This window comes from Streptococcus hongkongensis (assembly GCF_053206145.1).
The window spans coordinates 1-25,965 of record NZ_JBRUGD010000005.1; the positions used below are offsets into that span (position 1 = coordinate 1).

At 35.1% G+C, this 25,965-nt stretch carries 33 protein-coding genes and 1 pseudogene; 25 read left to right on the forward strand and 9 right to left on the reverse strand.

Features of this window, described 5'->3' with window-relative positions; translation table 11 throughout:
- Window positions 1–204: 204 nt before the first annotated feature.
- Both rnjA and rpoY read right to left on the reverse strand, forming a co-directional pair.
- A complete protein-coding gene (gene rnjA / locus ACVRZD_RS03865) occupies window positions 205–1,887 on the reverse strand; it encodes a ribonuclease J1 (protein ID WP_037624723.1) in 1,683 nt (560 codons plus the stop codon).
- 1 nt (window position 1,888) lies between these two features.
- Window positions 1,889–2,119 carry a DNA-directed RNA polymerase subunit epsilon gene (rpoY, locus tag ACVRZD_RS03870; protein WP_037624726.1) on the reverse strand — a complete coding sequence of 77 codons (231 nt, stop codon included), beginning with the start codon at window positions 2,117–2,119 and terminating at the stop codon, window positions 1,889–1,891.
- Between the two features lie 275 nt (window positions 2,120–2,394).
- Here rpoY and tsaB point away from each other — a divergent pair, with 275 nt between their 5' ends.
- The 6 genes from tsaB (at window position 2,395) to ACVRZD_RS03900 (ending at window position 6,377) form a co-directional block, all read left to right on the forward strand.
- Window positions 2,395–3,087, forward strand: a complete 693-nt coding sequence (tsaB, locus tag ACVRZD_RS03875; RefSeq protein ID WP_230588923.1) for a tRNA (adenosine(37)-N6)-threonylcarbamoyltransferase complex dimerization subunit type 1 TsaB — start codon at window positions 2,395–2,397, stop codon at window positions 3,085–3,087.
- 3 nt (window positions 3,088–3,090) lie between these two features.
- Window positions 3,091–3,507 carry a ribosomal protein S18-alanine N-acetyltransferase gene (gene rimI / locus ACVRZD_RS03880; RefSeq protein ID WP_037624729.1) on the forward strand — a complete coding sequence of 139 codons (417 nt, stop codon included), beginning with the start codon at window positions 3,091–3,093 and terminating at the stop codon, window positions 3,505–3,507.
- Window positions 3,497–4,513 carry a tRNA (adenosine(37)-N6)-threonylcarbamoyltransferase complex transferase subunit TsaD gene (gene tsaD, locus ACVRZD_RS03885; protein WP_447450285.1) on the forward strand — a complete coding sequence of 339 codons (1,017 nt, stop codon included), beginning with the start codon at window positions 3,497–3,499 and terminating at the stop codon, window positions 4,511–4,513. Before rimI ends, tsaD begins: the two co-directional genes overlap by 11 nt.
- A 129-nt stretch (window positions 4,514–4,642) precedes the next feature.
- The gene (locus tag ACVRZD_RS03890) at window positions 4,643–5,215 is read left to right on the forward strand and encodes a DUF3267 domain-containing protein (RefSeq protein ID WP_037624731.1); all 573 of its coding nucleotides are present in this window, start codon (window positions 4,643–4,645) and stop codon (window positions 5,213–5,215) included.
- Between the two features lie 147 nt (window positions 5,216–5,362).
- Complete coding sequence (locus tag ACVRZD_RS03895; protein WP_037624733.1) at window positions 5,363–6,061, forward strand: AzlC family ABC transporter permease; 699 nt, start codon at window positions 5,363–5,365, stop codon at window positions 6,059–6,061.
- Complete coding sequence (locus ACVRZD_RS03900) at window positions 6,051–6,377, forward strand: branched-chain amino acid transport AzlD family protein (protein ID WP_037624734.1); 327 nt, start codon at window positions 6,051–6,053, stop codon at window positions 6,375–6,377. The genes ACVRZD_RS03895 and ACVRZD_RS03900 overlap by 11 nt, the downstream gene beginning before the upstream one ends.
- Before the next feature lie 112 nt (window positions 6,378–6,489).
- On the opposite strand, the gene rpsN is transcribed toward ACVRZD_RS03900, so the two are convergent.
- On the reverse strand, window positions 6,490–6,759 hold the full coding sequence (rpsN, locus tag ACVRZD_RS03905) for a 30S ribosomal protein S14 (protein WP_037624736.1): 270 nt from the start codon (window positions 6,757–6,759) through the stop codon (window positions 6,490–6,492).
- A gap of 458 nt (window positions 6,760–7,217) precedes the next feature.
- Window positions 7,218–8,390, reverse strand: a complete 1,173-nt coding sequence (gene aao, locus ACVRZD_RS03910; RefSeq protein WP_447450286.1) for an aminoacetone oxidase — start codon at window positions 8,388–8,390, stop codon at window positions 7,218–7,220.
- Window positions 8,391–8,717: 327 nt separating this feature from the next.
- On the opposite strand from aao, the gene ACVRZD_RS03915 reads away from it, so the two are divergent.
- Both ACVRZD_RS03915 and ACVRZD_RS03920 read left to right on the forward strand, forming a co-directional pair.
- The gene (locus ACVRZD_RS03915; protein WP_037624738.1) at window positions 8,718–9,239 is read left to right on the forward strand and encodes a DUF536 domain-containing protein; all 522 of its coding nucleotides are present in this window, start codon (window positions 8,718–8,720) and stop codon (window positions 9,237–9,239) included.
- A 48-nt stretch (window positions 9,240–9,287) separates the two neighbouring features.
- Window positions 9,288–9,881 (forward strand): 3'-5' exonuclease, encoded by a 594-nt coding sequence (locus ACVRZD_RS03920; RefSeq protein ID WP_037624740.1) that lies wholly within the window; start codon window positions 9,288–9,290, stop codon window positions 9,879–9,881.
- 39 nt (window positions 9,882–9,920) lie between these two features.
- On the opposite strand, the gene ACVRZD_RS03925 is transcribed toward ACVRZD_RS03920, so the two are convergent.
- From ACVRZD_RS03925 to ACVRZD_RS03935, 3 genes are read right to left on the reverse strand one after another with little or no spacing between them, the layout of a single operon-like run.
- The gene (locus ACVRZD_RS03925) at window positions 9,921–10,220 is read right to left on the reverse strand and encodes a YbaB/EbfC family nucleoid-associated protein (protein WP_037624742.1); all 300 of its coding nucleotides are present in this window, start codon (window positions 10,218–10,220) and stop codon (window positions 9,921–9,923) included.
- Between the two features lie 2 nt (window positions 10,221–10,222).
- Window positions 10,223–10,621, reverse strand: a complete 399-nt coding sequence (locus tag ACVRZD_RS03930; RefSeq protein WP_447450287.1) for a tyrosine-type recombinase/integrase — start codon at window positions 10,619–10,621, stop codon at window positions 10,223–10,225.
- A complete protein-coding gene (locus tag ACVRZD_RS03935; protein WP_052128096.1) occupies window positions 10,587–10,784 on the reverse strand; it encodes a site-specific integrase in 198 nt (65 codons plus the stop codon). Before ACVRZD_RS03935 ends, ACVRZD_RS03930 begins: the two co-directional genes overlap by 35 nt.
- Window positions 10,785–11,254: 470 nt before the next feature.
- Between ACVRZD_RS03935 and ACVRZD_RS03940 the strand changes: the two genes are divergently transcribed.
- The 8 genes from ACVRZD_RS03940 (at window position 11,255) to ACVRZD_RS03975 (ending at window position 17,399) form a co-directional block, all read left to right on the forward strand.
- Entirely contained in the window at window positions 11,255–12,022 is a 768-nt protein-coding gene (locus ACVRZD_RS03940) for a YdcF family protein (protein WP_155274924.1), read from the forward strand.
- An 84-nt stretch (window positions 12,023–12,106) separates the two neighbouring features.
- Window positions 12,107–12,259, forward strand: coding sequence for a hypothetical protein (locus tag ACVRZD_RS03945; RefSeq protein ID WP_155274925.1), 153 nt, complete (start codon window positions 12,107–12,109; stop codon window positions 12,257–12,259).
- 11 nt (window positions 12,260–12,270) lie between these two features.
- A complete protein-coding gene (locus ACVRZD_RS03950; RefSeq protein ID WP_037624743.1) occupies window positions 12,271–12,951 on the forward strand; it encodes a response regulator transcription factor in 681 nt (226 codons plus the stop codon).
- A 245-nt stretch (window positions 12,952–13,196) separates the two neighbouring features.
- Window positions 13,197–13,946, forward strand: coding sequence for a sensor histidine kinase (locus tag ACVRZD_RS03955; protein ID WP_447450288.1), 750 nt, complete (start codon window positions 13,197–13,199; stop codon window positions 13,944–13,946).
- A 105-nt stretch (window positions 13,947–14,051) separates the two neighbouring features.
- Complete coding sequence (locus ACVRZD_RS03960) at window positions 14,052–14,807, forward strand: ABC transporter ATP-binding protein (protein ID WP_037624746.1); 756 nt, start codon at window positions 14,052–14,054, stop codon at window positions 14,805–14,807.
- Window positions 14,794–15,960 carry an FtsX-like permease family protein gene (locus ACVRZD_RS03965; RefSeq protein ID WP_052128098.1) on the forward strand — a complete coding sequence of 389 codons (1,167 nt, stop codon included), beginning with the start codon at window positions 14,794–14,796 and terminating at the stop codon, window positions 15,958–15,960. The genes ACVRZD_RS03960 and ACVRZD_RS03965 overlap by 14 nt, the downstream gene beginning before the upstream one ends.
- Entirely contained in the window at window positions 15,960–16,670 is a 711-nt protein-coding gene (locus ACVRZD_RS03970) for a hypothetical protein (RefSeq protein ID WP_155274926.1), read from the forward strand. Before ACVRZD_RS03965 ends, ACVRZD_RS03970 begins: the two co-directional genes overlap by 1 nt.
- A 291-nt stretch (window positions 16,671–16,961) precedes the next feature.
- Window positions 16,962–17,399 carry a TraX family protein gene (locus ACVRZD_RS03975; RefSeq protein ID WP_080730830.1) on the forward strand — a complete coding sequence of 146 codons (438 nt, stop codon included), beginning with the start codon at window positions 16,962–16,964 and terminating at the stop codon, window positions 17,397–17,399.
- 285 nt (window positions 17,400–17,684) lie between these two features.
- Here the strand turns inward: ACVRZD_RS03975 and ACVRZD_RS03980 are convergent, their stop codons facing one another.
- Complete coding sequence (locus tag ACVRZD_RS03980; protein ID WP_037624747.1) at window positions 17,685–18,728, reverse strand: BMP family lipoprotein; 1,044 nt, start codon at window positions 18,726–18,728, stop codon at window positions 17,685–17,687.
- A 347-nt stretch (window positions 18,729–19,075) separates the two neighbouring features.
- Window positions 19,076–19,246 (reverse strand): hypothetical protein, encoded by a 171-nt coding sequence (locus tag ACVRZD_RS03985; protein ID WP_155274927.1) that lies wholly within the window; start codon window positions 19,244–19,246, stop codon window positions 19,076–19,078.
- 380 nt (window positions 19,247–19,626) lie between these two features.
- Here ACVRZD_RS03985 and ACVRZD_RS03990 point away from each other — a divergent pair.
- The 9 genes and pseudogenes from ACVRZD_RS03990 to ACVRZD_RS04030 all read left to right on the forward strand — a co-directional run.
- Window positions 19,627–20,109 (forward strand): annotated as a pseudogene (locus ACVRZD_RS03990) (peptidoglycan bridge formation glycyltransferase FemA/FemB family protein); the annotation flags it as partial.
- A gap of 177 nt (window positions 20,110–20,286) precedes the next feature.
- Window positions 20,287–20,505, forward strand: coding sequence for a helix-turn-helix domain-containing protein (locus ACVRZD_RS03995; protein ID WP_037624749.1), 219 nt, complete (start codon window positions 20,287–20,289; stop codon window positions 20,503–20,505).
- Window positions 20,506–20,549: 44 nt separating this feature from the next.
- A complete protein-coding gene (locus ACVRZD_RS04000; RefSeq protein WP_037624751.1) occupies window positions 20,550–21,242 on the forward strand; it encodes a response regulator transcription factor in 693 nt (230 codons plus the stop codon).
- 5 nt (window positions 21,243–21,247) lie between these two features.
- On the forward strand, window positions 21,248–22,165 hold the full coding sequence (locus ACVRZD_RS04005) for a sensor histidine kinase (RefSeq protein ID WP_037624753.1): 918 nt from the start codon (window positions 21,248–21,250) through the stop codon (window positions 22,163–22,165).
- Window positions 22,166–22,305: 140 nt separating this feature from the next.
- Window positions 22,306–23,229, forward strand: coding sequence for an ABC transporter ATP-binding protein (locus ACVRZD_RS04010; protein ID WP_037624755.1), 924 nt, complete (start codon window positions 22,306–22,308; stop codon window positions 23,227–23,229).
- On the forward strand, window positions 23,222–23,983 hold the full coding sequence (locus ACVRZD_RS04015; RefSeq protein ID WP_037624757.1) for an ABC transporter permease: 762 nt from the start codon (window positions 23,222–23,224) through the stop codon (window positions 23,981–23,983). Before ACVRZD_RS04010 ends, ACVRZD_RS04015 begins: the two co-directional genes overlap by 8 nt.
- A complete protein-coding gene (locus ACVRZD_RS04020; RefSeq protein WP_052128101.1) occupies window positions 23,983–24,756 on the forward strand; it encodes an ABC transporter permease in 774 nt (257 codons plus the stop codon). The genes ACVRZD_RS04015 and ACVRZD_RS04020 overlap by 1 nt, the downstream gene beginning before the upstream one ends.
- A 28-nt stretch (window positions 24,757–24,784) precedes the next feature.
- Window positions 24,785–25,210: a hypothetical protein gene (locus ACVRZD_RS04025; protein WP_037624759.1), complete on the forward strand. Its 426-nt coding sequence runs from the start codon at window positions 24,785–24,787 to the stop codon at window positions 25,208–25,210.
- A gap of 140 nt (window positions 25,211–25,350) precedes the next feature.
- Window positions 25,351–25,641, forward strand: a complete 291-nt coding sequence (locus ACVRZD_RS04030; RefSeq protein ID WP_037624761.1) for a DUF3847 domain-containing protein — start codon at window positions 25,351–25,353, stop codon at window positions 25,639–25,641.
- Window positions 25,642–25,965: the final 324 nt, after the last annotated feature.

Consider the following 25,965-nt stretch of genomic DNA (forward strand, 5'->3'; position numbering starts at 1 on the left):
TTAAAATGATGGCATGAAGGCCTTTTTATTTTGGCTTAAATAGCATAATTTATCAGATTTTAGAGAAATTAAGACTAGACAAGAAAAAACAAACTAGCAACTTCACTAGTTTGTCTTCGTTCTGAAAAAACAGCCATGGCTGTTTTTTTTTGTTTAGTTTTAAGATATAGTAAAAGAGACTGACTATCTGTCAATCTCTTTTACTTATTCTTCGTCTGGTGTTAAGATCATTGGAATGATAATTGGTTCACGTTCTGTTTTTTCATATAAGAATGGACGCAATGCATTAACGATTGCACCGTTTACAGATTGGATGCTTGCTTCTTTATTTTTCAAAGCAATTCGAATGGCATTAAATAAGACACGTTGGCTTTCACGAATCAGGTCTCCTGACTCACGCATGTAGATAAAGCCACGACTAAGGATATCTGGACCAGCTAAAATCATTTGTGATTTGAAGTCTACAGTGGCAACTGCTAAGACGACACCGTCTTCAGATAAATCACGACGGTCACGCAAGACAGCTGTGCCAATATCGCCAATACCATTACCATCAACGTAGATATCTTGAGCATTGAAATGTCCTGCACGACGAGCAGTATCACTTGTTAAAGCAAGGACATCTCCATTTTCAAGGATAAATATATTATCTTTAGGAACACCAGTGTCCATTGCTAAGCCAGCATGGACTTTTTGCATCCGGTATTCACCATGGACAGGCATGAAGAATTTTGGCTTCATCAAACGGAGCATCAATTTTTGTTCTTGTTGTCCACCGTGTCCTGATGTATGGATATTGTTTACTTTACCATGAATAACTTCAACGCCAGCTTCTTGGATGGTGTTGATCAATTTATTAACACTTGTTGTGTTACCAGGAATTGGACTTGAAGAGAAGATAACTGTATCACCTGGTTGTAGTGTCACCTGACGGTGGGTACCATTAGCAATACGTGCCAGCGCAGCCATTGATTCACCCTGACTACCTGTACACATAATCAATACTTCATTGGCATGATAATTTTTCAACTCGTTTGGTTCAATAATGGTGCCCTTAGGAACATTGATGTAACCAAGTTCAATCCCATTAACAATGGCTTTTTCCATTGAACGACCAAAGACAGCAATCTTACGACCTGTCTTAACAGCAGCTTCAGCGGCTTGTTGCAAACGGTAGATATTTGAGGCAAAAGAGGCGAAGATAATTCTTCCATGAATACCTTCGATTATCTTAAGAATTGATTGTCCAACGACTTTTTCTGAGTTAGTGAAAGTAGGGACTTCCGCATTAGTTGAATCTGACAAGAGACAAAGCACTCCGTCCTCACCTAGCGCAGCCATTCTATGGATGTCCGCAGGGTCGCCGACCGGTGTAAAGTCAAACTTAAAGTCACCGGTACAAACAATTTTCCCTTGAGGCGTATGAATAACAATTCCCAAAGGTTCTGGAATCGAGTGAGTTGTACGGAAGAAAGTGACGCTTAAGTTTTTGAAGGTCAACTCAGTATTGTGGTTGATTTCGTAAAGAGTTGAATCACGAAGTAACCCATGCTCTTCTAATTTTCCACGGATTAAGGCTAAAGCCAATGGCCCTGCATAAATGGGCACATTAGCTTGCTTAAGTAAGAATGGAATCCCACCAATATGATCCTCATGGCCGTGCGTGATAACCAAGGCTTTGACACGGTCAAGATTGTCAACGATGTAAGAATAATCAGGGATTACATAATCAATCCCTAGAAGATCTTCTTCTGGAAATTTGATACCAGCATCAACGATGATAATCTCATCTTGATACTCAATGCCATATGTATTTTTCCCGATTTCCCCTAGACCACCAATGGCGAAAACGCCGACTTCATTGGGTTTTAAATCGATATTTGACATATTAAAGCTCCGTTAATTCAAAAACACCAGTTTCCTTTTCGTAGGCTAAGTGCTTATCTGATAGCAATTCAATAAACTCTACATTGTAACTTGTTTTTTCTTCAACAAGTTTGCGAGTTTTGATACGACCGTCCAATTCTGAAGAAGCATCAACGTCAATGTAAAGTGCTTGAGTGTTTTCACGGCGTGGGTTACGGTCTTTTGTTTCTTGATAGAAAACTTTGTAAATCATGTATTAAAAATTCCTTTCCTAATGAATCAATTATCCAAACAATAAGAAATAGGTACCATCAATCCAGATGATATACCCTTCTTATTGATTATTTGTGTAATAGATTAAACCTGATTCTTTGCAATTACTAAAATTATAACATAATATCAGCAGTTAGTAAAAGTATTGATCAACTAAATTGAGGTGTGAAAACCCTATCATATAGGGCTTCTTTGTTGGATAGTCGATTTTGTGATATAATTGGGAATAGAAAATCAATGAAGAAAGTGGATAAAATGAATATACTTGCATTTGACACATCCAATAAGGCTCTATCAGTAGCTATCCTCCAAGATGAGCAATTATTGGCTGAAGCCACCTTAAATGTTAAGAAAAATCACAGTATCAGCCTCATGCCTCAAATTGAATTTTTGATGGCATCTGCAGAAATGGCCCCTGGCGACTTAGACCGTATCGTGGTGGCAGAAGGACCAGGCTCTTACACAGGATTACGTGTGGCGGTAGCCACAGCAAAAATGTTGGCCTACAGTTTAGCCATTGAGCTAGTAGGCGTATCTTCTCTATATGCATTAGCTGCACCAGCTGTGCAAAAAGATGCCTTAATTGTTCCCTTAATTGATGCAAGACGACGCAATGTTTATGCAGGCTTTTACCAGAATAACCAATCTGTCAGACCTGATCAGCATATTGCTTTCTCAGGTTTACTAGCAAGCTTAGACTCTAACCAAAAAATTTGTTTTGTCGGAGAAGTTGCAACTTTTGCAGAGGAAATTGTAGAAAGATTGCCAAATGCAGAGATTCAAGAGACACTACCATCAGCATACCAAATCGGTAAAGTCGGTCAGAGGATGGCACCAGTCGATGTCGATGCCTTTGTCCCTGAATACTTGAAAAAAGTAGAAGCTGAAGAAAATTGGTTGAAAACGCATCAAGCAAGTAACCAAGATCATTACATTAAACGGGTCTAGCTTATGCAAAAAGCACAAAGTATACTTGACATCCTTGAGGATGCCTACCAGGGGCAATCACCTTGGAATCACAAGCAAATTGAGGCTGACCTCAGTTCACCCAATAATGATTATTTCTTTGCCTATGATCAAGAGCAATTGATTGGCTTTCTCTCCATCCAGCAATTAGTGGGTGAATTAGAATTAACCAATATTGCAGTCAAAAGAGACTATCAGGGTCAAGGCATTGGAGCGCAGCTGATGGCAGAGTTAGTGGATTATGACTTACCAATCTTTCTAGAAGTACGTGCTTCTAATTTGGCAGCGCAAGCTCTCTACAAGTCTTGTGGCTTTGCTGCGCTAGCTATTCGCAAAAACTATTACCATAATCCGGTGGAAGATGCTCTTGTAATGAAAAAAGAAGGAAAACATGACAGATAGATATATTTTAGCGGTCGAAAGTTCTTGTGACGAGACAAGTGTTGCAATTCTTAAGAATGACCGAGAACTATTAAGTAATATCATCGCCAGCCAGGTTGAAAGCCATAAACGCTTTGGGGGCGTGGTACCTGAAGTTGCCAGCCGCCATCATGTGGAAGTGGTAACGACCTGTTTTGAAGATGCCTTGCAGGAAGCCGGCATCACAGCTAAAGACTTATCAGCAGTTGCTGTAACCTATGGACCAGGCCTTGTTGGGGCCCTTTTGGTCGGAATTGCTGCCGCAAAAGCCTTTGCATGGGCTAACGGACTACCACTCATCCCAGTTAACCACATGGCAGGCCACCTGATGGCTGCGCGTGAACAGAATGAACTGAGCTATCCGCTGATGGCCTTATTGGTTTCCGGAGGGCACACCGAATTAGTCTACGTCACAGAGCCGGGTGCTTACCATATTGTCGGAGAAACGCGTGACGACGCAGTGGGCGAAGCCTATGATAAAGTGGGCCGTGTCATGGGACTAACCTATCCAGCAGGGCGTGAAATCGACCAGTTGGCACATCGTGGTCAAGATACCTATAATTTCCCGAGGGCAATGATTAAAGAAGACCATTTGGAGTTTTCATTCTCAGGACTTAAATCAGCCTTTATCAACTTGTACCACAATGCTGAGCAAAAAGGGGAAGAATTGGTCTTGGAAGACCTTTGTGCCTCTTTCCAAGCAGCAGTTCTTGATATTTTGATTGTCAAAACGAAGAAAGCCTTGGCGCAATACCCGTCAACTATGTTAGTAGTAGCAGGTGGCGTAGCTGCAAACCAAGGTTTACGTGAACGCCTAGCTGAGGAAATCACAGATACTCAAGTTGTCATTCCACCCCTCAGACTCTGTGGAGATAACGCCGGCATGATTGCTCTTGCCGCAGCAGTTGAGTACGCCAAAGGTCACTTTGCCCAAATGGATCTCAACGCTAAACCAAGTTTAGCCTTTAGTTATTTTGAAAACACATGAGTTACTCATTTGAAAACTAAAGATAAGTTATCAGTGATAATCTTATCTTTTTATATACCATTCATTAATTTGGACTTTTTTACTCTAACTAAATGTTATAATTGAGGAAAAAATGATAGAGGTGACCATTTGAAACAGATTGAAAAGATTGACATTATGCATCAGAAAAAGCTAATATTGGCTCTTAATCTGCTAGCTTTTCCGCTTCTTATCTTTTTTATTTTTCTATTCACTATATTATCAAGCTTTCTAGGGAATGTGGATTCAAGTTTTATTATTGAGCTACATTATAGTACCTTGTATATCTTCCCTATTTTCTTTTTATGGCTCATCTTAATTTTTGTGAGTCATGAATTAGTCCATGGCTTATTCTTCAAGTTTTTTAAGCCAGCAAACAAACTTAAATTTGGAATAATCCCAAAAGCACTAATGGCTTATTGCATTTCTCCTGGTTCGATTTATAAACGTCATCAAATGGTCATTATTGGTATTGCACCATTTATTCTAATTTCCCTCTTTCTAACTATTTTGTATGGCTTCAATATTATATCTAGTTTAGCTTATATTTCATTAGCTAGTCTTCATGCATCGGGTTGTATTGGTGATTTTTACTACCTATATATACTCATATTCAAATATAGGCATCGAGATATTCTAACGGAAGACACAATCACTGGCCTTATTATTTATTCAAAAGACTAATTCACAAAGTTTCTTTCTAACTGTGGAGGAATCAAAGTGTAAACAGAGAGTTATATTTTCCTGAGAAAGAAGTCTGTTTTTACAAGAGTTGTCAAAAGTTGTTTAACTTGTTATAATGATTGAATATTCTGAAAAATGGAGAAGGTTATGAATGTTAAAGAATTTAAGTTAGGAGTTAGAGATGCACTGCCTACCGGACTAGGTTACCTATCAATTGGTCTTGCTTTTGGGATGGTAGCCGCAGCCAGTGGTCTTTCAGCAATAGATGTGGGGTTGATGTCGGCATTAATTTATGGTGGCTCTGCTCAGTTTGCTATTTGTGCGCTTCTAGTCAGTCATGCTAGTTTTTTTAGTATTATTTTAACCATTTTTCTTGTCAACTTAAGAAACATGCTGATGAGTTTACATGTAACAACTCTTTTTAAAGATGTATCATTGTTAAATGGCTTGTTTATTGGCTCCCTAGTGACAGACGAAAGTTATGGTGTTTTACTAGGTAAGGCTAGACAAACGAGTTACATCTCAAGTTCTTGGATGCATGGTAATAATTTGTTTAGTTATGTCACCTGGATCAGTGCTACTGTTATCGGTGCACTATTGGGGAATGTTATTCCGAGTCCACAATTGTTTGGTCTAGATTTTGCTCTAGTAGCGATGTTTATTGGTCTATTTCTTAGTCAATTTGAAGCGATGACTATCTCTCATCGGATTCAGACCTTGCTATATATCTTGTTAGGCGTTACCGTAACTTACTTTATTTTGGCTACAATTTTTTCTCAAGCAATTGTTATTTTACTAGCAACTTTGGTGGGTTGCATGATTGGAGTATTATCATATGACGCATAATGTTATCTTTCTTGTTTTGGTGCTAGGTTTTTTGGTGTCATGGTTTCCAAGGGTACTTCCATTTATCCTTACACGCTATAAAAGTCTTCCCAATCTATTTCTTTTATTTTTAGAATACTTACCCCTAGCTATTCTATTTGCCTTAACACTTGCCAGTATTACTCAAACCCGGACTGGACAGCTTCCAAAAATCAATTTACCATTTCTTTTTGCTGCGCTTCCAACTTTTTTGGTAGCTTATCGTTTTAAAAATTTATTTGTTACTGTACTAGTGGGGGTTTTTGCTATGGCAGTAATTCGCTTCTTAATGGTATAAAAATAGCCCGGCATCTTGGCATACCGGACTAAACATGATAAATAATTGGCTTCTATGATTACTGAACAATGATAAGTCTCGGGGAAGAGGACCTATCACTTCTTGGAAAAGCTTACCAGCTGGCTTTTGTGATGCCAGGAAGTTGACCTTTGTGAGCTAGGTTACGGAAGTTAATACGGCTAACACCGAACTTGCGCATATAAGCGTGAGGGCGACCGTCAATCTTGTCACGGTTTTTCAAACGGTTGGGGTTTGAATCGCGTGGCAATTTACGAAGAGCTTCATAATCACCTTTAGCCTTAAGTTCACGACGAAGGTCAGCATACTGATCAATCAGTTGGAGCTGCTTCTGGTACTTAGCAATTTTTGATTTTTTTGCCATTGCTTTCTCCTTCTATATTCTTGTAATCATTTGGGCTTATCAAACCCTGTTCCTTAACTGGTATATAACCGGTTAAGGAAACATATAACTATTATACACCATCATTTTCAAATTGCAAGAAAAAATGTAACTAGTTAAGTATTTTTAAAAAAAAGAAAAGTCTTGATAGTAAGATTTTCTTAAATAATAAATGTTATTTTTTACTTTTCTTTTGTGGTGAGGGACGTCAGCGAATTCCAAAAGAATTCCATGACTAAATTTTTTGCCTAGGTCAAAAAATTTCCCTACACTTGAAGATTAATATCTTCAAGTGCTTTCGCCACCGCGAAAAGTATTTTTTTATTAATTAGTTTCAAAATTATTAGTAAATAAAATAACTTCGACTATTGAAAAGTAGAATTTCTGTAATCAAGAAATTTAAGATATCAGTAAATCTAATGAATAGAAGCAGAGTAGTCTCAATAATGTGGGCTTCCTGCGACCCAACCTGAGCAGAGGGCAGACGTAATATTGAAGCCACCGGTGTGGGCATTAATGTCTAAGACTTCTCCTGCAAAGTGAAGGCCAGAGACTTGCTTGCTTTCCAAGCTTTTGGGATTGATTTCTTTCAGGTCAACGCCACCTTTGGTCACAAAAGATTTGGCCAGTGACATTTTGCCAGTGATTGGGATTGGCATTTTCTTGAGTTTGTCCATAACCTCTTCCAATTCTTTTGGTGACAACTGTTTGACCTTGTCCGCGTAGCCAGTGGCGATGAATTCTGCCACCCGTTCTGGGACTAGCCCTTTTAGTGCATTTTTTAGAGACTTGTCTCTGTTGTCTTCTAGGTAATGGACCAAGTCATCCTGAGTCATTTTTGGCAGAAAGTCTAGCGCAGCGATTTCCCCGCCTGAGACAAAGGAAGACAGGCGAAGGGCAGCTGGTCCGGATAGGCCAAAGTGGGTGAAGAGCAGGTCGTGGGTGATGACGTGTTTATCATACGACAGGGTCACGTCGTCCAAGTCAATGCCTTGGAGCGCCTTGTGTGGGAAGTCAGTCAAAAGAGGACTTTCTGCTGCCTCTAAGTCGGTTACCTGTAGCTTAAAATGTCTAGCAATTTCATGGCCAAAGCCGGTTGATCCAGTTGAGGGATAGGATTTGCCTCCTGTTGTTACAATTAATTTGTCACAGGTAAACTTTTCATTAGCTGATTTGACGTAGAATATATCATCAATTTTCTTGACAGAAACCACTTCGGTGTTGGTCAAAATCTGACCACCTAATTCTTGAATTTTTGCTTCCAGGGCACCAATGATTGTTCGTGACTTATCAGTTGTTGGGAACATCCGTCCATGGTCTTCTTCTTTTAAGGCAACGCCATTATCCTGGAAAAAAGCAATAATGTCATGGTTATCAAACTGAGAAAAGACACTATAAAGAAAGCGCCCATTCCCTGGGATGCCAGCTAAGAGTTCATCAAGAGTTCCGTTATTAGTTACATTGCAGCGTCCGCCACCTGTGCCAGCAAGTTTTTTACCAAGTCGTTTGTTTTTTTCAATTAGGAGTGTCTTGTAGCCGTAATAGCTACTGGAAATGGTTGCCATCATGCCGGCCGGACCACCTCCGATAATAATCGTATCATATTTTTTCATAGTCTAATCATACCATATTGTTCCTATAAATGTTACTAATCTGCCGGTTGACTTTGACTAGGAAAATGCGGCTAGAAAAGACTGTTACCGATATAATTGAGGGAATCACTAAAAGAGCATAAATAAAAAATGGTCGGTAATTTCCAGGATGAACGATTGAAAGGAAGCTGATTCGACTAGCACTTTCTAGATGGTGTAGTAGCAGGGCTTATGCCTATACTTTTAAAGTGCCTTATCATTTGTCTTTAACATGGTGAAATTGACAGAATACTAGTATTATGTTACTATTCTTGTAAGAATATTCAGGAATATATTAAAGAGGAAAATATGGCAATAGAAAAGACAGTTAGTGAACTAGCTGAAATCTTGGGAGTTAGCCGTCAGGCCGTTAATAATCGTGTAAAAGCTCTTCCAGATGAAGATCTTGATAAAAATGACAAGGGAGTCACTGTGGTTAAACGTAGTGGCCTTATTAAGTTGGAAGAAATCTATAAAAAAACTATTTTTGATGATGAACCAATCAGTGAAGAGACCAAGCAGCGTGAATTATTAGAAATTTTAGTAGATGAAAAAAATACTGAAATCACACGTCTTTATAATCAATTAAAAGCCAAGGATGATCAGTTAGCTGCTAAGGATGAGCAAATGCGAGTTAAAGATGTTCAGATTGCTGAGAAAGATAAACAATTGGATCAGCAACAACAATTAACAGCTAAAGCAATGGCTGACAAAGAAACTCTTAAATTGGAACTTGAAGAAGCAAAAGCAGAAGTTGACCAAGCGCGTAGCCAAGTCGAAGACCAAGCAATTGGTAAAAAAGGTTTCTTTGCACGTCTTTTTGCTAAATAATCGATACATCATACAAGGCCCAATTGGGCCTTTTTCTAAGGAGAAAAAATGAAAAAACTAGATAATTATATTGCCTTTGATTTGGAATTTAACACCGTCGATGACAAGAGTCACTTAATTCAACTGTCTGCAGTCAAATATCATAACCATCAAGAAGTTGATAGTTTTGATACCCATGTGCACTCCGATGTACCCTTACAAAGTTTCATAAATGGTTTAACGGGCATTACGGCGGATAAAATTGCTAGCGCACCAAAGGTTGATCAGGTCATCTCGGACTTTACAAGCTTCGTTGGGGACCTAGCCTTGATCGGTTATAATTCTTACAAGTCTGATCTCCCAATCTTGGTAGAAAATGGTTTGGACCTGGCAAGTCAGTACAAAGTTGACCTCTACGACGAGGCCTTTGAACGACGGAGCACTGACTTAAACGGCATCGCCAATTTAAAACTAACAACAGTAGCCGAATTTCTAGGTATCAAAGGGCGCGGCCACAACAGCTTGGAAGACGCCCGAATGACAGCGCGTGTCTATGAGACTTTTTTGGAATTTGATGAGAATAAAGCCTATTTGAGCCAACAGGTTGAGGAATCAAGTTCAACCGACAACCCATTTGCGGCCCTAGGTGGATTGTTTGATTAACAAATAAGACTCCCGTTTGCAACGAGAGTCTTTTTTATATTAGAAGGGCAATTTGCCAGCAAAAGCACCAAGTGTTTTCTTGGTTGCTTCTTCAATTTGTGTCATGGCATCATTGATCGCTTGCGTTGTCATATCAGATAACGTTTCAAGATCTTCAGGATCAACTACAGCTTCTTTGAAATCAATGGAAACCAATTTTTTGTCACCAGTAAAGGTAGCTGTCACCAAATCCTGAGCAGACTTACCAACAAACTCCATCGCAGCCAAATCAGCTTGCTTTTGCTCCATTTGCTTTTGAAGCTTTTGCGCCTGTTTCATCATATTTTGCATATTCATCATAATTATATAATCTCCTTTAATATCAAGTGTTTTGACTGTTTTAATTGTATTGGTTTTGCTTTCATGGGGCAATTATGGGGCAACTTTTTATAGTTTATCAAGATTATTGAGCTTTTGCAAGAGCTCTTTACCCATTTTTCGGTTGTGTGAGTATAGATTTTTATGGTAGTACTTACGTCTGTATGTCCCACACGATTCATTATAGATTTTAGAAGGATACCTAACTCAGCTAATAAAGTAATATACCCGTGTCTGAATAAGTGGCTAGTAATTACTATACCAAATATTTTTTCAGGTGTCTTTTTGATTCTTCGGTTTATTGTATCTATTGATAGGTGATTGCCTTTCTTACTAATAAAAACAAAATCATTCGTCAAATCGTTTAATTTTTGGTAGTTCAATTCTTTCTTTAATCTCTAACGGCATATCAATTGTACGATATGAGCCATTGTTTTTAACTGTTCCCAGTTCAGCGTTCGCATGGCCATTTGTCGAGTAGTCAAGGGTATACTCAATCTTTATTTTTAATTTTTCTAAATCAATATGATCCCATCTAAGTGCCAATAACTCACCTGGTCACATTCCTGTTAAAAAGATTACTTTAGCAAAATTAGCAATATGGATTCCATATGCGGAATCCATAAGTTCAGAAATGATTGTGTATTCTGCGAATTATCCAGAAAAAACGTTACCATAATTGTGCAGAAATTTAAACAATCTAAATTAAAAGTTGATGATATATCATAAAAAGAAATAAATCCTGTACAGTAGAGTTACGACACTTCATGAGAAAGAGATCCACCCCTATAACAGATAAGTAAGATTATAGTATTTTCATTATTTTTTAAGTTATCAATATTTCAGAAATCGATTTAAATTGAGTCTGAAGAAATTCTAATATTGAGGGATATCTCTTGAAGTAATTCTTATAATTTGGAAGTTGTTTAACTTATTCTTTCATGAGATATCATTGAAATGACTAAAAATAAAATGTGATATAGTATGGTTAATTAATCTATTATGGAGGTAATCTGATGGTTTTATATGGGGTGACGATTGCGTTAATCCTATTTTCTGTTTTTTCTATAAAAAGGGATCCTAGGAAGTTGATTAATATCTTTCTCTTGTTTTCTGCTTTAGTAGGATTTTATCTTAGTTTGGTTTCCTTAGCTTACGAAAGAGCTCCGCAATTACATGAGTTTCTACTAACTATACTTTATAAGATTTTGCCAGTGTTTATTTTTGTTTTTGGTTTATTGATGATTATAAACGGTATTATCATTTTACGTAAAGAAGGAAAATCCTTAGCAAATTCATTATCTTTGACTATGGGACTTGCTATACTTGGCTATTTCTTTCTTTTAGGACTTTATTTAAATCAATCGTTGGGCGATATTAATCTTTCTATCTATCAGTTATTTCATCTGATTAGCTTTATTTTTGCGATTTTTACTATTTTATTTATAGCTTTTCTAATTTATACTTTTGTTTATGTTAATTTACCTCTAAAAAAAGATTATGATTATATTATTATTCATGGTTCAGGTTTATTGGGTGGTGAAAAAGTGACTCCTTTATTAAAGGGGAGAATAGAAAAAGCGATAGAAGCTTATCATTTAGCTGAAAAAAATACTGTTAAGTTTATTGCAAGTGGAGGTCAAGGACCAGATGAAAAAATATCTGAGGCTATAGCCATAAGTAATTATTTATTAGGTAAAGGAATCCCTGAGGAAGCCATTTTATTAGAAGCTAATTCTAGAACCACTTTTGAGAATTTGAAATATTCTAAAGAATTGGCATAAAAAGAGATATCAGCCCCTAAATATATCTTTATTAGTAATAATTATCATGTTTTTAGAGCTAGTCTTTATGCTAGAAAGCTTAAGATGAAGGGCGAAGGAGTAGGATCAAAAACTGCTCGCTATTACTTACCAAGTGCTTTTATTCGTGAATATGTTGCTATATTATTGAAACTAAAATATTTTTTGTTGACTTTGGCAGCAGTCTATATCATATTTTATATCATTAGTTATTTGTGATGGGAGATGGGATGAATAAAATTGCTTTAATTGAAGATGATAAAGATTTGGCTATTTTAGTTAAAGAATATTTGGAAAAGTATAATTTTCAAGTTATTATTGCAGAGGATTTTAAATCACTTGTTACTTTCATAGAGGATAATTCTCCGGACTTGGTTTTGCTGGATATCACCCTTCCGAGTCATGATGGTTTTTATTGGGCAAATGAGATTAGAAAACAATTTTTAATGCCAATTTTATTTATGTCGGCTAGGACACAAGAGTATGATCAAGTAAGAGCTATTATGAGTGGTGGAGATGATTACATCACTAAACCCTTTTCATTTGAGTTACTTCTAGCTAAAGTGCAATCTCATTTTCGAAGAGTTTATGGTGAGTATGCCTCTAAGGAAGTTGAAACGTTACAATACGGTAACAGCAGTTTTAATCTGGCTAGATTAACCTTAACAGTTTCAAATCAGACAGTGGACTTATCAAAAAATGAAGCGATTCTTTTGCGTGTGTTGCTCAAAAATCATCCCAAGATTGTAAAAAGAGAACTGATTCTATCAGAAATATGGGATACTGATATGTTTATTGAAGAAAATACTTTAAATGTTTCTATTAGTAGAATCAGGAAAAAACTAAATGACTTACAATCCGATTTAAAGGTCATAACTGTTAGGGGTATAGGTTATAAACTGGAGTTGTGAGATGATTTATAACGTTCTGAAAATCTTTGTAAGACATTATCTAGGTTTATTTCTAACTGTAATCTTAGCTCAACTTTTCTTTTTTGGAAGTCTTTTTTTTTATAAAAGGCATTTGGTTCACTGAGTTTTGGTACTTTTTATTATTAGTGATAGTTTCTACAGCAGTTTATATCATTAGTCGTTTTTTTAAGCTTTTCCGAATCTATAGTCTTGCTTTTGAAGAACAAAAGACACTGGAGGAATTTTTGTTAGATTCACCAAGAAATACTTTTGAAGAGGCTCATAATGCCTTGGTGACTAAAATGTTAGAACTTTATTATAGTGAAAAAAACCAACAAAAAAAGGGAAAGAAAGTCCAAAAAGTACTAATCTATCGTTTTGTACATCAATTAAAAACACCAGTTTCTGTATTAAAATTACTTTCTGAAAAAAATAAGGAAACACCCGATTTTATGACTGCCAATAAACAAGTAGATATTATCCAATATCACTTAAATCAGCTTTTGGAAGTCTATCGACTGGATGATTTAAAAAATGATTTTATGGTTGAATCTGTTAATTTATCGCATGTTTGTAAAGAAGTTATTAATCAATTAAAGGATTATTTCATTGCAAACTCGGTATTTCCTAGATTGGCTATTGACTCTTCTATAACTGTTTATTCGGATGCCAAATGGCTGAAACTAATTATTTTTCAAATAGTAACCAATGCAATCAAGTACAGTAGTTCGAATCAACAGGTTATTTTTAACGCAATAATTACTGAACAAAGCATTATCCTTTCTATTATTGATCAAGGTGATGGTATTCCCAAGGAAGAACTTTCTAAAGTATTTGATCTTTTTTATATAGGGGAAAACGGTAGAAATAATGGAGATTCAAGTGGGTTAGGGTTATATATTGTTAAGACTTTGACCAAATATTTAGGTCATGATATTACAATTTCCTCAGAATTAGAAAAAGGTACAGAAGTTATTATTAGTTTTGACCGTTAGGATATCCAAAAACATTACAAAGTTGTAAGCTTAAGTAATGTTTTTGGATTTTTCTATAGTATTTAGGGTGATAAACTTAAGTCATCAGAAGAAAGGAATAGTAACATGATTTTACAAGTAGAACATTTAGAGAAAGTATATAAGGGAAAGGTTTCCCATAGAGCATTAGATGACATTAGTATGTTTGTTGAAGAAGGAGAGTTCATTGCTCTTATGGGACCTAGCGGGAGTGGAAAAAGTACTTTTTTAAATACCATTTCAACAGTTGATAAACCTTCAGGTGGTGTTGTCTTTATCAATGGGCGTAACCCACATGCGTTATCAGATGAGGACCTTGCAAAGTTCAGAAGAAAGGAGCTAGGATTTGTTTTCCAAGATTTCAATCTGATTAATACGCTTACAGTTGAGGAAAATATCTTGTTGCCACTGGCTTTAGATAATCAAGAAAATCATCAAATGTTAGAGAAGGTCAGACATTTAGCACATTTATTAGGCATTGAAGCTATTTTAGATAAGAGAACTTATGAAATTTCAGGAGGGCAAGCTCAACGTGTTGCTGTGGCAAGAGCTGTCATCAATAATCCTTCTCTTTTATTAGCTGATGAACCGACAGGGAATTTGGATTCGAAGGCAGCTAAAGATGTCATGAAACTATTCCAATTGCTCAATGAAAAAATGGGGATAACTATTTTAATGGTTACACACGATCCTAATATTGCTTCATATTCGGATAAGACTTACGTTATCAAAGATGGAAGCGTTTTTCAAGAATTATTAAAAAAGGATAATCAAAGTACCTATTATAAAGAAATTATGAGTACAATGTCTTTGTTAGGAGGGGATAGCAATGACTTTATTTGATTTAGCATATAAAAATGTTGTAAGAGACTTTAAAACTTATCTTTATCATTTTATCAATTGCTTGTTTTCAGTCTTTGTTTTCTTTATTTTTTCAGCATTTGCTTATCATCCGACTTTAAAAGTAGTGGAGAATAGTAGTACTATTGGTTTAATTTTACTGACAGCAGAAATTATTTCGTTACTTTTTTCCTTTGTTTTTACCCTTTATTCCATTAGTAATTTTCTCAAGGTACGAAGTAAACAATTTGCAATTGTCAATCTTGTAGGAGCAAGTAAAAAGCAATTCAAAGCCATTATTTTTTATGAGAACATAATTATTTCTATTTTTTCACTGATTTGTGGGATTGGGTTTGGGATTATTTTTTCAAAATTTTTCTACATGATTAGTGAAAAAATGATTCCTAATATTCAATTAGCTTTCTATTTCCCCTTTAAAGCTATACTTATGACTGTAGTAGTAGTAGGCGGACTGTTTCTGTTTATCTCATATGTCTCCCCTCATATCTTAAGACGAACTCAAATCATCAAGCTATTAAAAACAGAGAAGTTTTCAGAAAGGAGTTACTTAGGGGTAACCTCTCTATTATCTTGTGTGTTGATAGCTTTGTCCTTTTATCTTTATCAGACTGATAGTATTTTATTATTACCATTTTTGGGTGCAAGCAGTTTAATACTTTTCTACACTTTTTTTGGCTTACTATTTAAAGTGTATACTTATATTTTAAGCTTGCTACAAAAAAGAAGACAGGGACTTCACCTGCTATCTGTTAGTAATTTTAACCATAATATACAATCGAATTTAAAAACCATGAGCTTGGTATTTTCGTTATTAGTAATTATCCTGACTTCTTTTATTGTCATTATTGGCTCACCGTTAAAAGTTGAAGAAGTAACACGTAAAATTCTTCCGGTTTCTTACACTTATACTGAATGGAGAGATACTGGTCACACCGAAAAAAATCTTAACTATATTCGACAAGTATTATCTTCAAAGAAAGGCTATCAGGAAATAAAGGTGAATTATCTTTATAATGATGATTCAACATCAGAATTACCTTTGGTAAAAGGGATTATTAATAATTCCACCTATAATAAATTAGCTCCTATCATTGATAGTCCAAAACTTAATTTAACATCTGATGCCTTTTTTTAGTGGGAATTGATGGAAAAAATCTCCCAACTATGGGAGTTAAGCAAAGGCAAGCATTCAAGAAGCTAGGTATTAGTAACGAAAGTGGACGTACTAAGAAAACGATTGCTTTGTCTGGTTATTTTCAAGAAGTTATAGTTATTTCTGATACCAAGTATCAAGCTATTCAGGGCAAATTTTCCCATTCTCACTATACTATTTTTGATATTTTAAACTGGAAGGATGCTGGAAAAGAAACAAAAATGTTACAAGATTACCTTAAAAACGATACAGAAAAACAACAGATATCCTTTACTTCAGCATATGGATATTATCAAATTGAGTGGTTCAGTCGAAGTTTAATTTCTTACGTAGGTAGCATTTTATGTTTCTCGTTTCTAATGGGAATTACAAGTTTGATTTACTCTAGACTATACAATTACTCAGAGGAAGAAGTAGGGAGATTGAGAGCACTTCGAAAAATAGGTTTATCTGTGATAGATATCAAGAAAATTTTGTCTAGTACCGTTAAATGGGTTATAATTGTTCCTTTTATATCTGCAATGTTTATAACTTGGGGAATTTTTATGATTATCAATAATTACAGCATGGCTTCTTATTGGAACATTGTATTAGCTTGTAGTGCATTATATTTCTTTATTGAAATAACTTCTTATTTGTTGATTGTTAGGCACTATCAAAACTTTATGTTGAAAGCAATTTGTACTGATTGAAGATATGTTATGATGGAAGGATAGTGAAAATAAATAGGAATCAATTTAAGGTTTTATTGTTGATAGTAATGGTCTTAGATCATGCTAGTTTCATGATGTCGGGTTCGTTGGAAGTTGGTATTCATATCATATTACGATTTGTAGTAGTTGGTTTTGCTTCTCTAGCTGTTAAGGGGGGTTCGGTACACAGCTGATGTGAAACGATACATACTACGCATATATCTTGTAGCAGTTGTTATGTTTTTGGGAAATAAAGTCTTAGGTTTATTAGGGGTATAATCTGAAAATAATATTCTATTAACCTTAGGACTAGGATTAACAGTGTTATGGGGACTAAAAACCATAAAGCAGCCTATCTTAAAAGCTATGATAGTTTTAGTTTTGTTATTTTTAGGAGTTCTCATAGCAAAAGGGGGAATTGTAGTCATTCCTTTTATGTTAATAACTTATCTTTTTAGGGAGAATAAGTTTAAGCAGTATATGGGATATTTATTATTATCAAGTCTACTCTTGTTACTAACGGTGATGGATATATCGTCAGAAATGACTTTAATGGAAGTCATCATACTTAATGCGGACTTTTTGTTTATCATTGTGATTCCATTCTTGGAATGTTATAATCACAAGATTGGGCACAAATCAGTGTTTAATCAATCATTCTTTTATGTTTTTTATCCTCTTCACTTATGGGTATTAGCTATCATACAATTTTATATGAACTTGGGATAAAAGGAGATTCAAGTGATAAAGAGTAGAGGAATGCATTGTGCATCCCTCTATTTTCTAGTAAATAAATAGATGATACTGACTACTTCAATGGTATACAAAGTAAAGACTCGGTGAAAAGATGGCTTCACGTAAAAAAATATTTAACGGATATTTAGAAGTATGTAGTGCTGTTCTTGTATGGTTCTACAGTAATTGAAGGTTATACTAATAAAAATACTCCAAAAGAGTTTATCTGTCTTTAGGAGTATTTTTTTCTGTCTAATTTTAGTGCTTCACCACGCTAGATTATTTTTCTGGGACTGTGATTTTACCAGAAATGATATTGTTTTTAGCTGTTTCAACAGCATCTTTGACATCCTTTGGAAGATCCGCAGTCGTTAAATTAACGGCTCCCTCTTTCAGTCCAAAGCGGGTAACTTTACCACCTGGGAATTTATCTTTTTCAGTCATGAGAATAACTTTTTGCATGGTTTTGCCCACTTCTTTGATACTTGATGTAAAGACAAAGTTTGATTTTTTGCCATCTTTATCAGTGTAGTTTCCATCTACTTTTTGATCACGGTCAACGCCGACTACCCAAACTTTATCTGATTCGGAACGTTTTTCGTTGACTGCTTTTGCTTCATTAAAGACACCAGCGCCTGTGCCACCAGCTACTTGATAAATCACATCAGCTCCACTAGCATATTGTGTTGCAGCAATTGATTTTCCTTTAGCTGTATCTGCAAATGAGCCTGCATATGTGATAGTTACCTTGATGGCCGGGTCTACAGATTTGACACCAGCTTCGAAGCCTTTTTCAAAACGTTTTACAACAGTTCCCTCCATTCCACCAACAAAGCCTATTTGTTTAGTTTTAGTTGTTTTGGCTGCGGCAACTCCTGCTAGATATGCAGCCTCATTGTCAGCAAAAGTGATACTTGCAACATTATCATGACCTTCAATGACATCATCTACAATTGCATATTTCGTGTCTTTATTTTCACTTGACGTTTTTTTAATAGAATTTGTTAATTTAAAGCCAATCCCAAAAATAAGATTATAACCGTTTGAAGCAGCAGTGTCTAGGTTTGTTATATAATCTGATTCGCTTGTCGATTGGAAGTAGTTAAAATTGCTTCTTTTTTTTACACCCTTAGACTTGCCCCAAGCTTGTAATCCTTCCCAAGCTGATTGGTTGAAAGATTTGTCATCAATACCACCTTGACCAGTAATCATTGCTACTTTAACTGTTGTGTTGTCCGTTCCTTTTTGATTTCTATGAGAACATGCAGCAAGAGGCAAAAGACAAGCTGAAACAAGTGAGAGAGTTAGTAACCTTTTAGACATTTTAAATTTTCCTCCGATAACTAATGCTAAATTTTTGAGATAAAATAAGTTTGTTTTTTTTTAAAAATAGAATACCATTCTAACACAAATAGAAATAATAATTAAATTTTTTTGATTTTTTAAAGAGTTTTATGGCAATACACGAACTTTATATTAAAAAGTAGTAAATTGAGATGTTTCAGAATTGGTTTTCGTTACAAACCAATTAAAAAGCGAGTCACAATGCTATTCTGAAGTTCAGGAAACTAACTTGGGTCGCTTTTGTCATTTGAGGCTGAACAGTGGTTCAGTCTATTGCGTTTTTCGAGTTTGCTACCGTTTAGATTTAATGAAACCATCCGGTCAGGTTAATGGATTCCTCGATAGTTAGTTGAGGCTTTAGAGAGGAAAAGTTGTAGGTCAACTAATTCTTGGCAGGGCTGAGTGATGAGGTACTGATTTAGAAATGGCGCCAGTCGGACCATCTCTATATCAGGATTTTTGCCTTCATCAATCTTACAAGTAGCAAGTTTAATCAATGACTGAAATTCGCTATCTGCTCTGTAGATATCAGTTTGTTCAGTCTTCTGGAGAAGCTCTAATAATTGCTGGGTCTTTTATTGCTCATTTTAATTATCACCTTATCACACTCATTTGACAGTCCTATGATACTAGTGTAACAAAAATCAAACAAAAAATTAAATAGACTGGAAGCTATTTTCCTTTCTCTTGAAAAAATCTTACAGTCGATAAATCAATAAGATAAGAAAACTAACCTAATTTTTAAATTTTATTAAAATAAAAGGACAAAAAAATGAAAAATAAGTATTTACATCTCTTAGATAATTTGATAAACTGAAATAGTTGTAACACAAATGAAATAAATGTAACTTAGCGGTCATGAAAATGGAGGTTTTTAATGGGTAGACATTTTTCTTATAAAATTGGCATTAGTGCTGAGGAGCATGATGCCTTTGTTAAAGTTAGTCATGCAACAAATTTACTTCAAAGTAGTACATGGGCTCAGGTCAAAGATAATTGGCATAATGAACGCATAGGCATTTATGACGGAAAGAAGCAGGTAGCTTCCTTGTCCCTCCTCATTAAACCTTTACCGTTAAAGCAAAGCATTGTCTATATTCCAAGAGGTCCAGTTCTAGATTATTTGGATAAAGAATTGGTTAGCTATACCTGTTCTATTTTAAAGCAAATAGGCAAAATGAAAAGGGCTATCTTTGTTAAATTTGATCCAGCAATACTCTATAAACAGTACGCAATTACTGAGGTGGGTAGTGTCAAAGAGCATGCTAAGGAAACCATTTATAATCTTATATCAGCAGGAGCCAAATGGACGGGTTTGACAAGTCAGATTGCAGAAAGTATCCAGCCTAGGTATCAAGCAATTGATGGCTAAATAAAGAGGGCAAAAGCAAGCAAGAAAAGGTTGAATTTCAGCTTATCAAAAGAATAGATTGCTAAAAAGCAATATAACTGGTATAATAATTAATGTTCTGCACGAAATAAAATTTTAAGGTACAGGACTGTATTTGAATCCAAAACATAAAGTAGGAGGAGGAATATGGCAGTTTCATATAGACCTATATGGGTAGAGTTAGCAAAGCGAGAGCTGATGAAAACCGAGTTTCAAAAAATAGCCGGAATATCCGGCAATGTCCTTGCCAAAATGGGTAATAACGAGTATATATCCATGAAAAATCTTGAGAGGATATGTATGGCTATGGATTTATCGCCGAGTGAAGTGATTGAGTTTAGAGAAGATGAGAAAAATGCAAAATAAAAGATTTCGTCAATTAATTTACTGCTTTGAAAAGGTTGATAAGTTTGAATAAAATTTTGATTATAGATGATGATAAAGAACTTTGCTCTTTAATAAAGAGGAGTGTTTTGCCTGTAAACATAGAATCTGATGTTTGCAATACAGGTAAAGATGGATTAAGAAAATTAGCGGAAAACGAGTATCAACTTGTCATACTTGATGTTATGATGCCGGGAATGGATGGATTTGAAACATTGGTTGAAATCAGAAAGACGAGTAGTTTACCCATCTTAATGCTCACAGCAAAGGATGACAATATTTCTAAAGTACATGGTTTAAGAGTTGGAGCAGATGACTACTTAACAAAACCTTTCAATATCGATGAACTTATAGCCCGTATTCATTCACTTATACGACGCTATACTCGTTTTAATCAAAAAGATGAAATACCTCAACAACTCGAATTTGATAGTCTTGAAATTGATTTGAATAATCGTTCAATTACTACAATTAACGGAATCTTTGAGTTACCACCCAAAGAATTTGACCTACTATTGTTTTGTGCAAGGAATCAAGGAAGAATTTTGACAAAAAAACAAATTTATGAAGAAGTTTGGGGAGAAGTGTATTGCTATGATGACAGCAATATTATGGCGATTATCAGTCGTCTTCGTAAAAAATTGGAAGCAAATCCCAAAGAATCGAAATATATTCAAACGATTAAAGGGGTCGGCTATCGTTTTAACAAGGAGGTCTAAGTTATATGGAAATAGCAATGATTATATCTGTTATAATCACAACCTTGTCTCTTTTAACTTCGTATCTCCGTATCAAACGAGCAAAGAAACAAATATCGGAAATGAAGGATATTTTAGTCGATATAAAAAACGGCAACAGCAACAGGCGTATTTTATCGACACCGAATGAACTTGTTGCCCCCATTGCCTATGAAATAAATGAAATTATCATCTCTTACGAAGATAAACTGTCCGAATTTCGCCAAACGGAAGATACCAACAAACAACTAATGACAAGCCTTTCTCATGATGTCAGAACACCGCTTACTACACTTATAGGCTATCTTGATGCAGCACATAAAGGAATTGTTACGGGAGAAGAAAGAGAGAATTATATAAGGATTGCCCGGCGAAAAGCATATGATTTAAAAGAGTATATAGATATGCTGTTTGATTGGTTTAAACTCAATTCCGATGAGTTTCCAATGGAGATGAATCGTGTTGAAATCGGGGAGCTTACAAGAAGCATACTTATTGATTGGATACCGATATTTGAAGATAAAAAAATAGATTACAGCGTTGAAATTCCGGAGCAAGCTCTTCAAGTAAAACTTGATACGGAAGCTTATATTAGAATACTCAGCAATCTTATTCAAAATGTAATCGCTCACAGCAGTGCAGATAAAATTGAAATAACATTATCAAAACAAGATAAAAATGTAAAAATTCTTTTAGCCGATAACGGTGTAGGAATTGAAGAAAAAGACTTGGCACATATTTTCGAAAGATTATACAAATGTGATAAAGGACGGTCTGAAAAAGGCAGTGGTCTTGGACTTTATATCGTATATCAACTTGTAAAGAGAATGAAAGGCAAGATAACGGTAGATAGTATTCGATGGAAAAAAACTGTATTTACTTTATGTTTTCCTCTGATTGATTAAGGCTCTCTCCATAATATGAAGGGAGCTTATTATTTTATCGACATATTTAATCTTATAATTGCAAGGTTAATGCAAGGTTGTGACAAGGTTAATGCAAGGTTGGTTTGATATAATTTCTCTTACAAGGAGGAGGATTAAATATGAGTGATTATATTATTAAAACAAAAAACCTTACAAAACAGTATGGTACACAAAAAAGTGTTGCTAACTTAAATATGAATATTCGTAAAGGGAGAATTTATGGTCTCCTCGGAAGAAATGGAGCCGGAAAGACCACGACTATGAAAATGTTGCTTGGTCTTACCGAACCCACTTCAGGAGAAATAGAAATCTGGGGAAAATCGCTACAAGGAAATGAAACAAAAATTTTACCACGAATAGGCAGTATGATTGAATCTCCCGGATTTTATCCAAATTTGACAGCAAGCGAAAACTTAACTATATTTGCGACACTTAGAGGAGTACCTAATCGTCACGCAATCAAAGACGCTTTAGATTTGGTAGGTTTACCGTACAAAGATAAAAAACTTTTTTCTCAATACTCTCTCGGTATGAAACAGCGATTAGCCATTGCTCTTGCGGTTATGCACGATCCTGAACTTTTGATTTTAGATGAACCTATAAACGGACTCGACCCTATAGGAATTGCAGAGATAAGAACATTTATACGAGAACTATGTGATAAAAAAGGGAAAACAATTCTACTTTCCAGCCACATACTTTCAGAAATTGCCTTATTGGCGGACGATATTGGAATTATTGATCATGGCGTTTTATTGGAAGAAGCAAGTCTTGCAGAATTGGAGAAGAAAAGCAGTCATCATATTCATTTTATTGTTTCAGATACAGCACAAGCCGCAAGAATTTTAGAGCGTACATTCTATGAGAATAATTTTTCAATACAAGATGACCATAATTTACACTTGTATAATCTTGATATGTCCGTGGGGAAAATTGTTACCGAATTTGTAAATAACGGATTGGAAGTATCCGAAGCCCACACTTGCGAAGAAACTCTTGAAGATTACTTCAAGCGAGTAACCGGAGGTGAAGGAATTGCTTAAACTTATAAAATGCGAATTTTTGAAATTGAAACGACTAAGGTTTATACAAATTACTTTGATATTAGCTGTATTATTTCCTATTGTGCTTACCATGTATGTTTTCAAAACAGGAAATAATTTTGAAATGCTTTATCGATTTGTATTTTTATATGGCGATTTACTTTTCAAACCTTGTGTACTTGGGATAATTGGGCTTATGCTTCTTTCGACAGAGGACGATAATGATACATTCAAGAATTTGTTGTCCATTCCAATTTCCGGGAGGAAGCTGTTTTATGCAAAAATATCTTTACTTTTATTGCTATCAATGTTGTACTCTTTTTTTGAATTATTAGCAACTTCTATAGGCGGGCTTTTTCTCGGGGGAATTCAGGACATTACAACATACGCATATCATAGTCTTATCAATGGAACTATGATATTCTTTGATGTTCTACCGCTTATTTTACTTTTTTGTATATTTCATAGAAATAAGATTTTTTCTATAATTTTAACTATTTTTTATGCGATTGCCGGATTTTTGTTGGTGAATGCATATGCTTCAGGCCTGAATGTTTCGAGTGGTTTTATCTCTTCTCTACCTCGTATTGTTGCATTTCGTTGGTTTTTGTATGTTTTTTCTTTAGGACAAAATTCTGCAACGCTTTTTGTTCCTGAACTTTCGACAGTGAAAGCTTTCCAAATCCTTATTTGCACCGGAGTGGTTTTTATAGCATTTGCATCCGGCTTGTATGGTAGAAAGGAGGTCGTATAATGATATACCGAATGTTACATTGTGAGTTTATTAAAATCAGAAGAAATCCAATTTTATTAGTCGGTTTTTTTGCAGTATTGATTTCGGTAGGGTATTCCGTCTTTCAAATGTATTTGGGCTATAATGCAGGCGAAGAAATGAGCTTTGAGATTCTGAATTATGTGCTGGTATTTAATAATACAACTTTGATATTTCCGGCTACATTTACTTTATTTGGTGGATATCTAATTAATCGAGAATATGAAGCAGATACGATGAAGTCCCTTTTGACAGTGCCGATATCCTTGAGAAAAATATTTATTATAAAAATATTAATAACAGGTATTTTTTCGGTGTTTTTCGGTCTGATAAGTTTCATCTTAGTAATGCTTTCAGGGCAATTTCTCCTACACTTTGACATTACATTGGAACAAACTCTTTTTTCGATTAAACAAGTATGTGGTATGGCATTATTTAACTATATAGCTGTCTCTCCGATAATAATATTATCTACAAGAAAACGAGGGTACTATATGGTCGGAGCAGGTATATCTTTTTTGCTTGGATTAATCAGCCTTTTTGTAGGGAAATCAAGCTTAACCAACTTTTTTCCAATTACTGCCGGATATAAGTTAGTTGATTATGCAGCTGCTTACGAAACCGCAAATCCTCTTGTATCAATTGCGGTTTATTTAGTAATCATTTTGATTTTAGCTATTTGTATTTACTATCTTCCGCCGTACGATGATTTGATGATTGTTAGCAAAAAAAAAGGTATAAAAAAGAGAGTATAAATCTTTTTAAATAATTGAAGGGATAATCATGGACAGACTAAAAGAACTTAAAGAAGCCAAAGTGGCGGCACAGGAAGTTATCGCAAGAATAGATAATGCAATATCTTCATTGAATAGTGCATCATCTTGGGGAATTGCAGACTTACTTGGAGGAGGAGCATTTTCAAGTTTTTTAAAAAGAGGCAAAATCAAAGAGGCAAATAGCGATATTAAAGAAATTTCTCGTTCATTGAATTTACTAAATAAAGAACTGGAAGATGTAAATATGCACTTACCTACAGAAGTTAGCGATACAATAAGTGACAATGTCTTTGATGTTTGTTTTGACAATATTTATACAGATTTTAAGGTACAGGAAGAAATAAAAGAAGGACTAAACGGATTAAAAGATTTCAGAACATATGTCGTTGAAATGATTGAAAAGTTGAATTACGAGATTGAAACTTTTAAATAACAAATCCCAATTTTTCAGATAGATAAAAATACCGCCTTGCCTAATAAAATCAAAAACCAAATACACACTAATATAAGCGATTAAGAGAAAAATCTTAGTTGCTTTTTTCATGCTTGAAAATTGAAAGGAGATGTATAAAATTGAAAGAATTAGAAAAGACAAGACAAAATATAAGAGTGTTGGAAGATGAGCTTGAGAAAACGGAAAAGCAGTTAAAACAGCTTGAAAATCAAGAGAAGAAAATTCTCAGGCAAGACAAATTGAGAGAGCAGAAAAAAAGAAATCATAGATTGATTACGAGAGGAGCAATGCTTGAAAGTTTTATTGAGAATGCGGAGGAATTGACAAATGAGGATATTAAAATCTTGCTTAAAGTTGCTTTTAATACTTCGGACATCAAAGAAACCTTGAGCATAATTCGAGAAAGTTGAGCGAGACGAAATAATATAATTGTCCCTTAGATTTTCTAAGGGCGCAATTATACACCCTAAAGGGTGATTGCGACCTGCGGTGCTTTTGCCCTACCGGGAGTAAAGAAAAAAGCTGAAGCATTTTTACTTTGATGTTATCCGAGGAGCTGAACGAAAAATAATCGTTCGCTTTTTCAATGTCAAGGGTAAAATGCACTTCGCTACCGCTCAGCCCTTGACATTAAAAATTTGAAATGTAATCAGACGGCAAGCCGACACACTGAAACAACAAGAGTTGAAAATTCAGTAGTCGGCTTTTTATATTTTAACATTTCAAATCGCTCA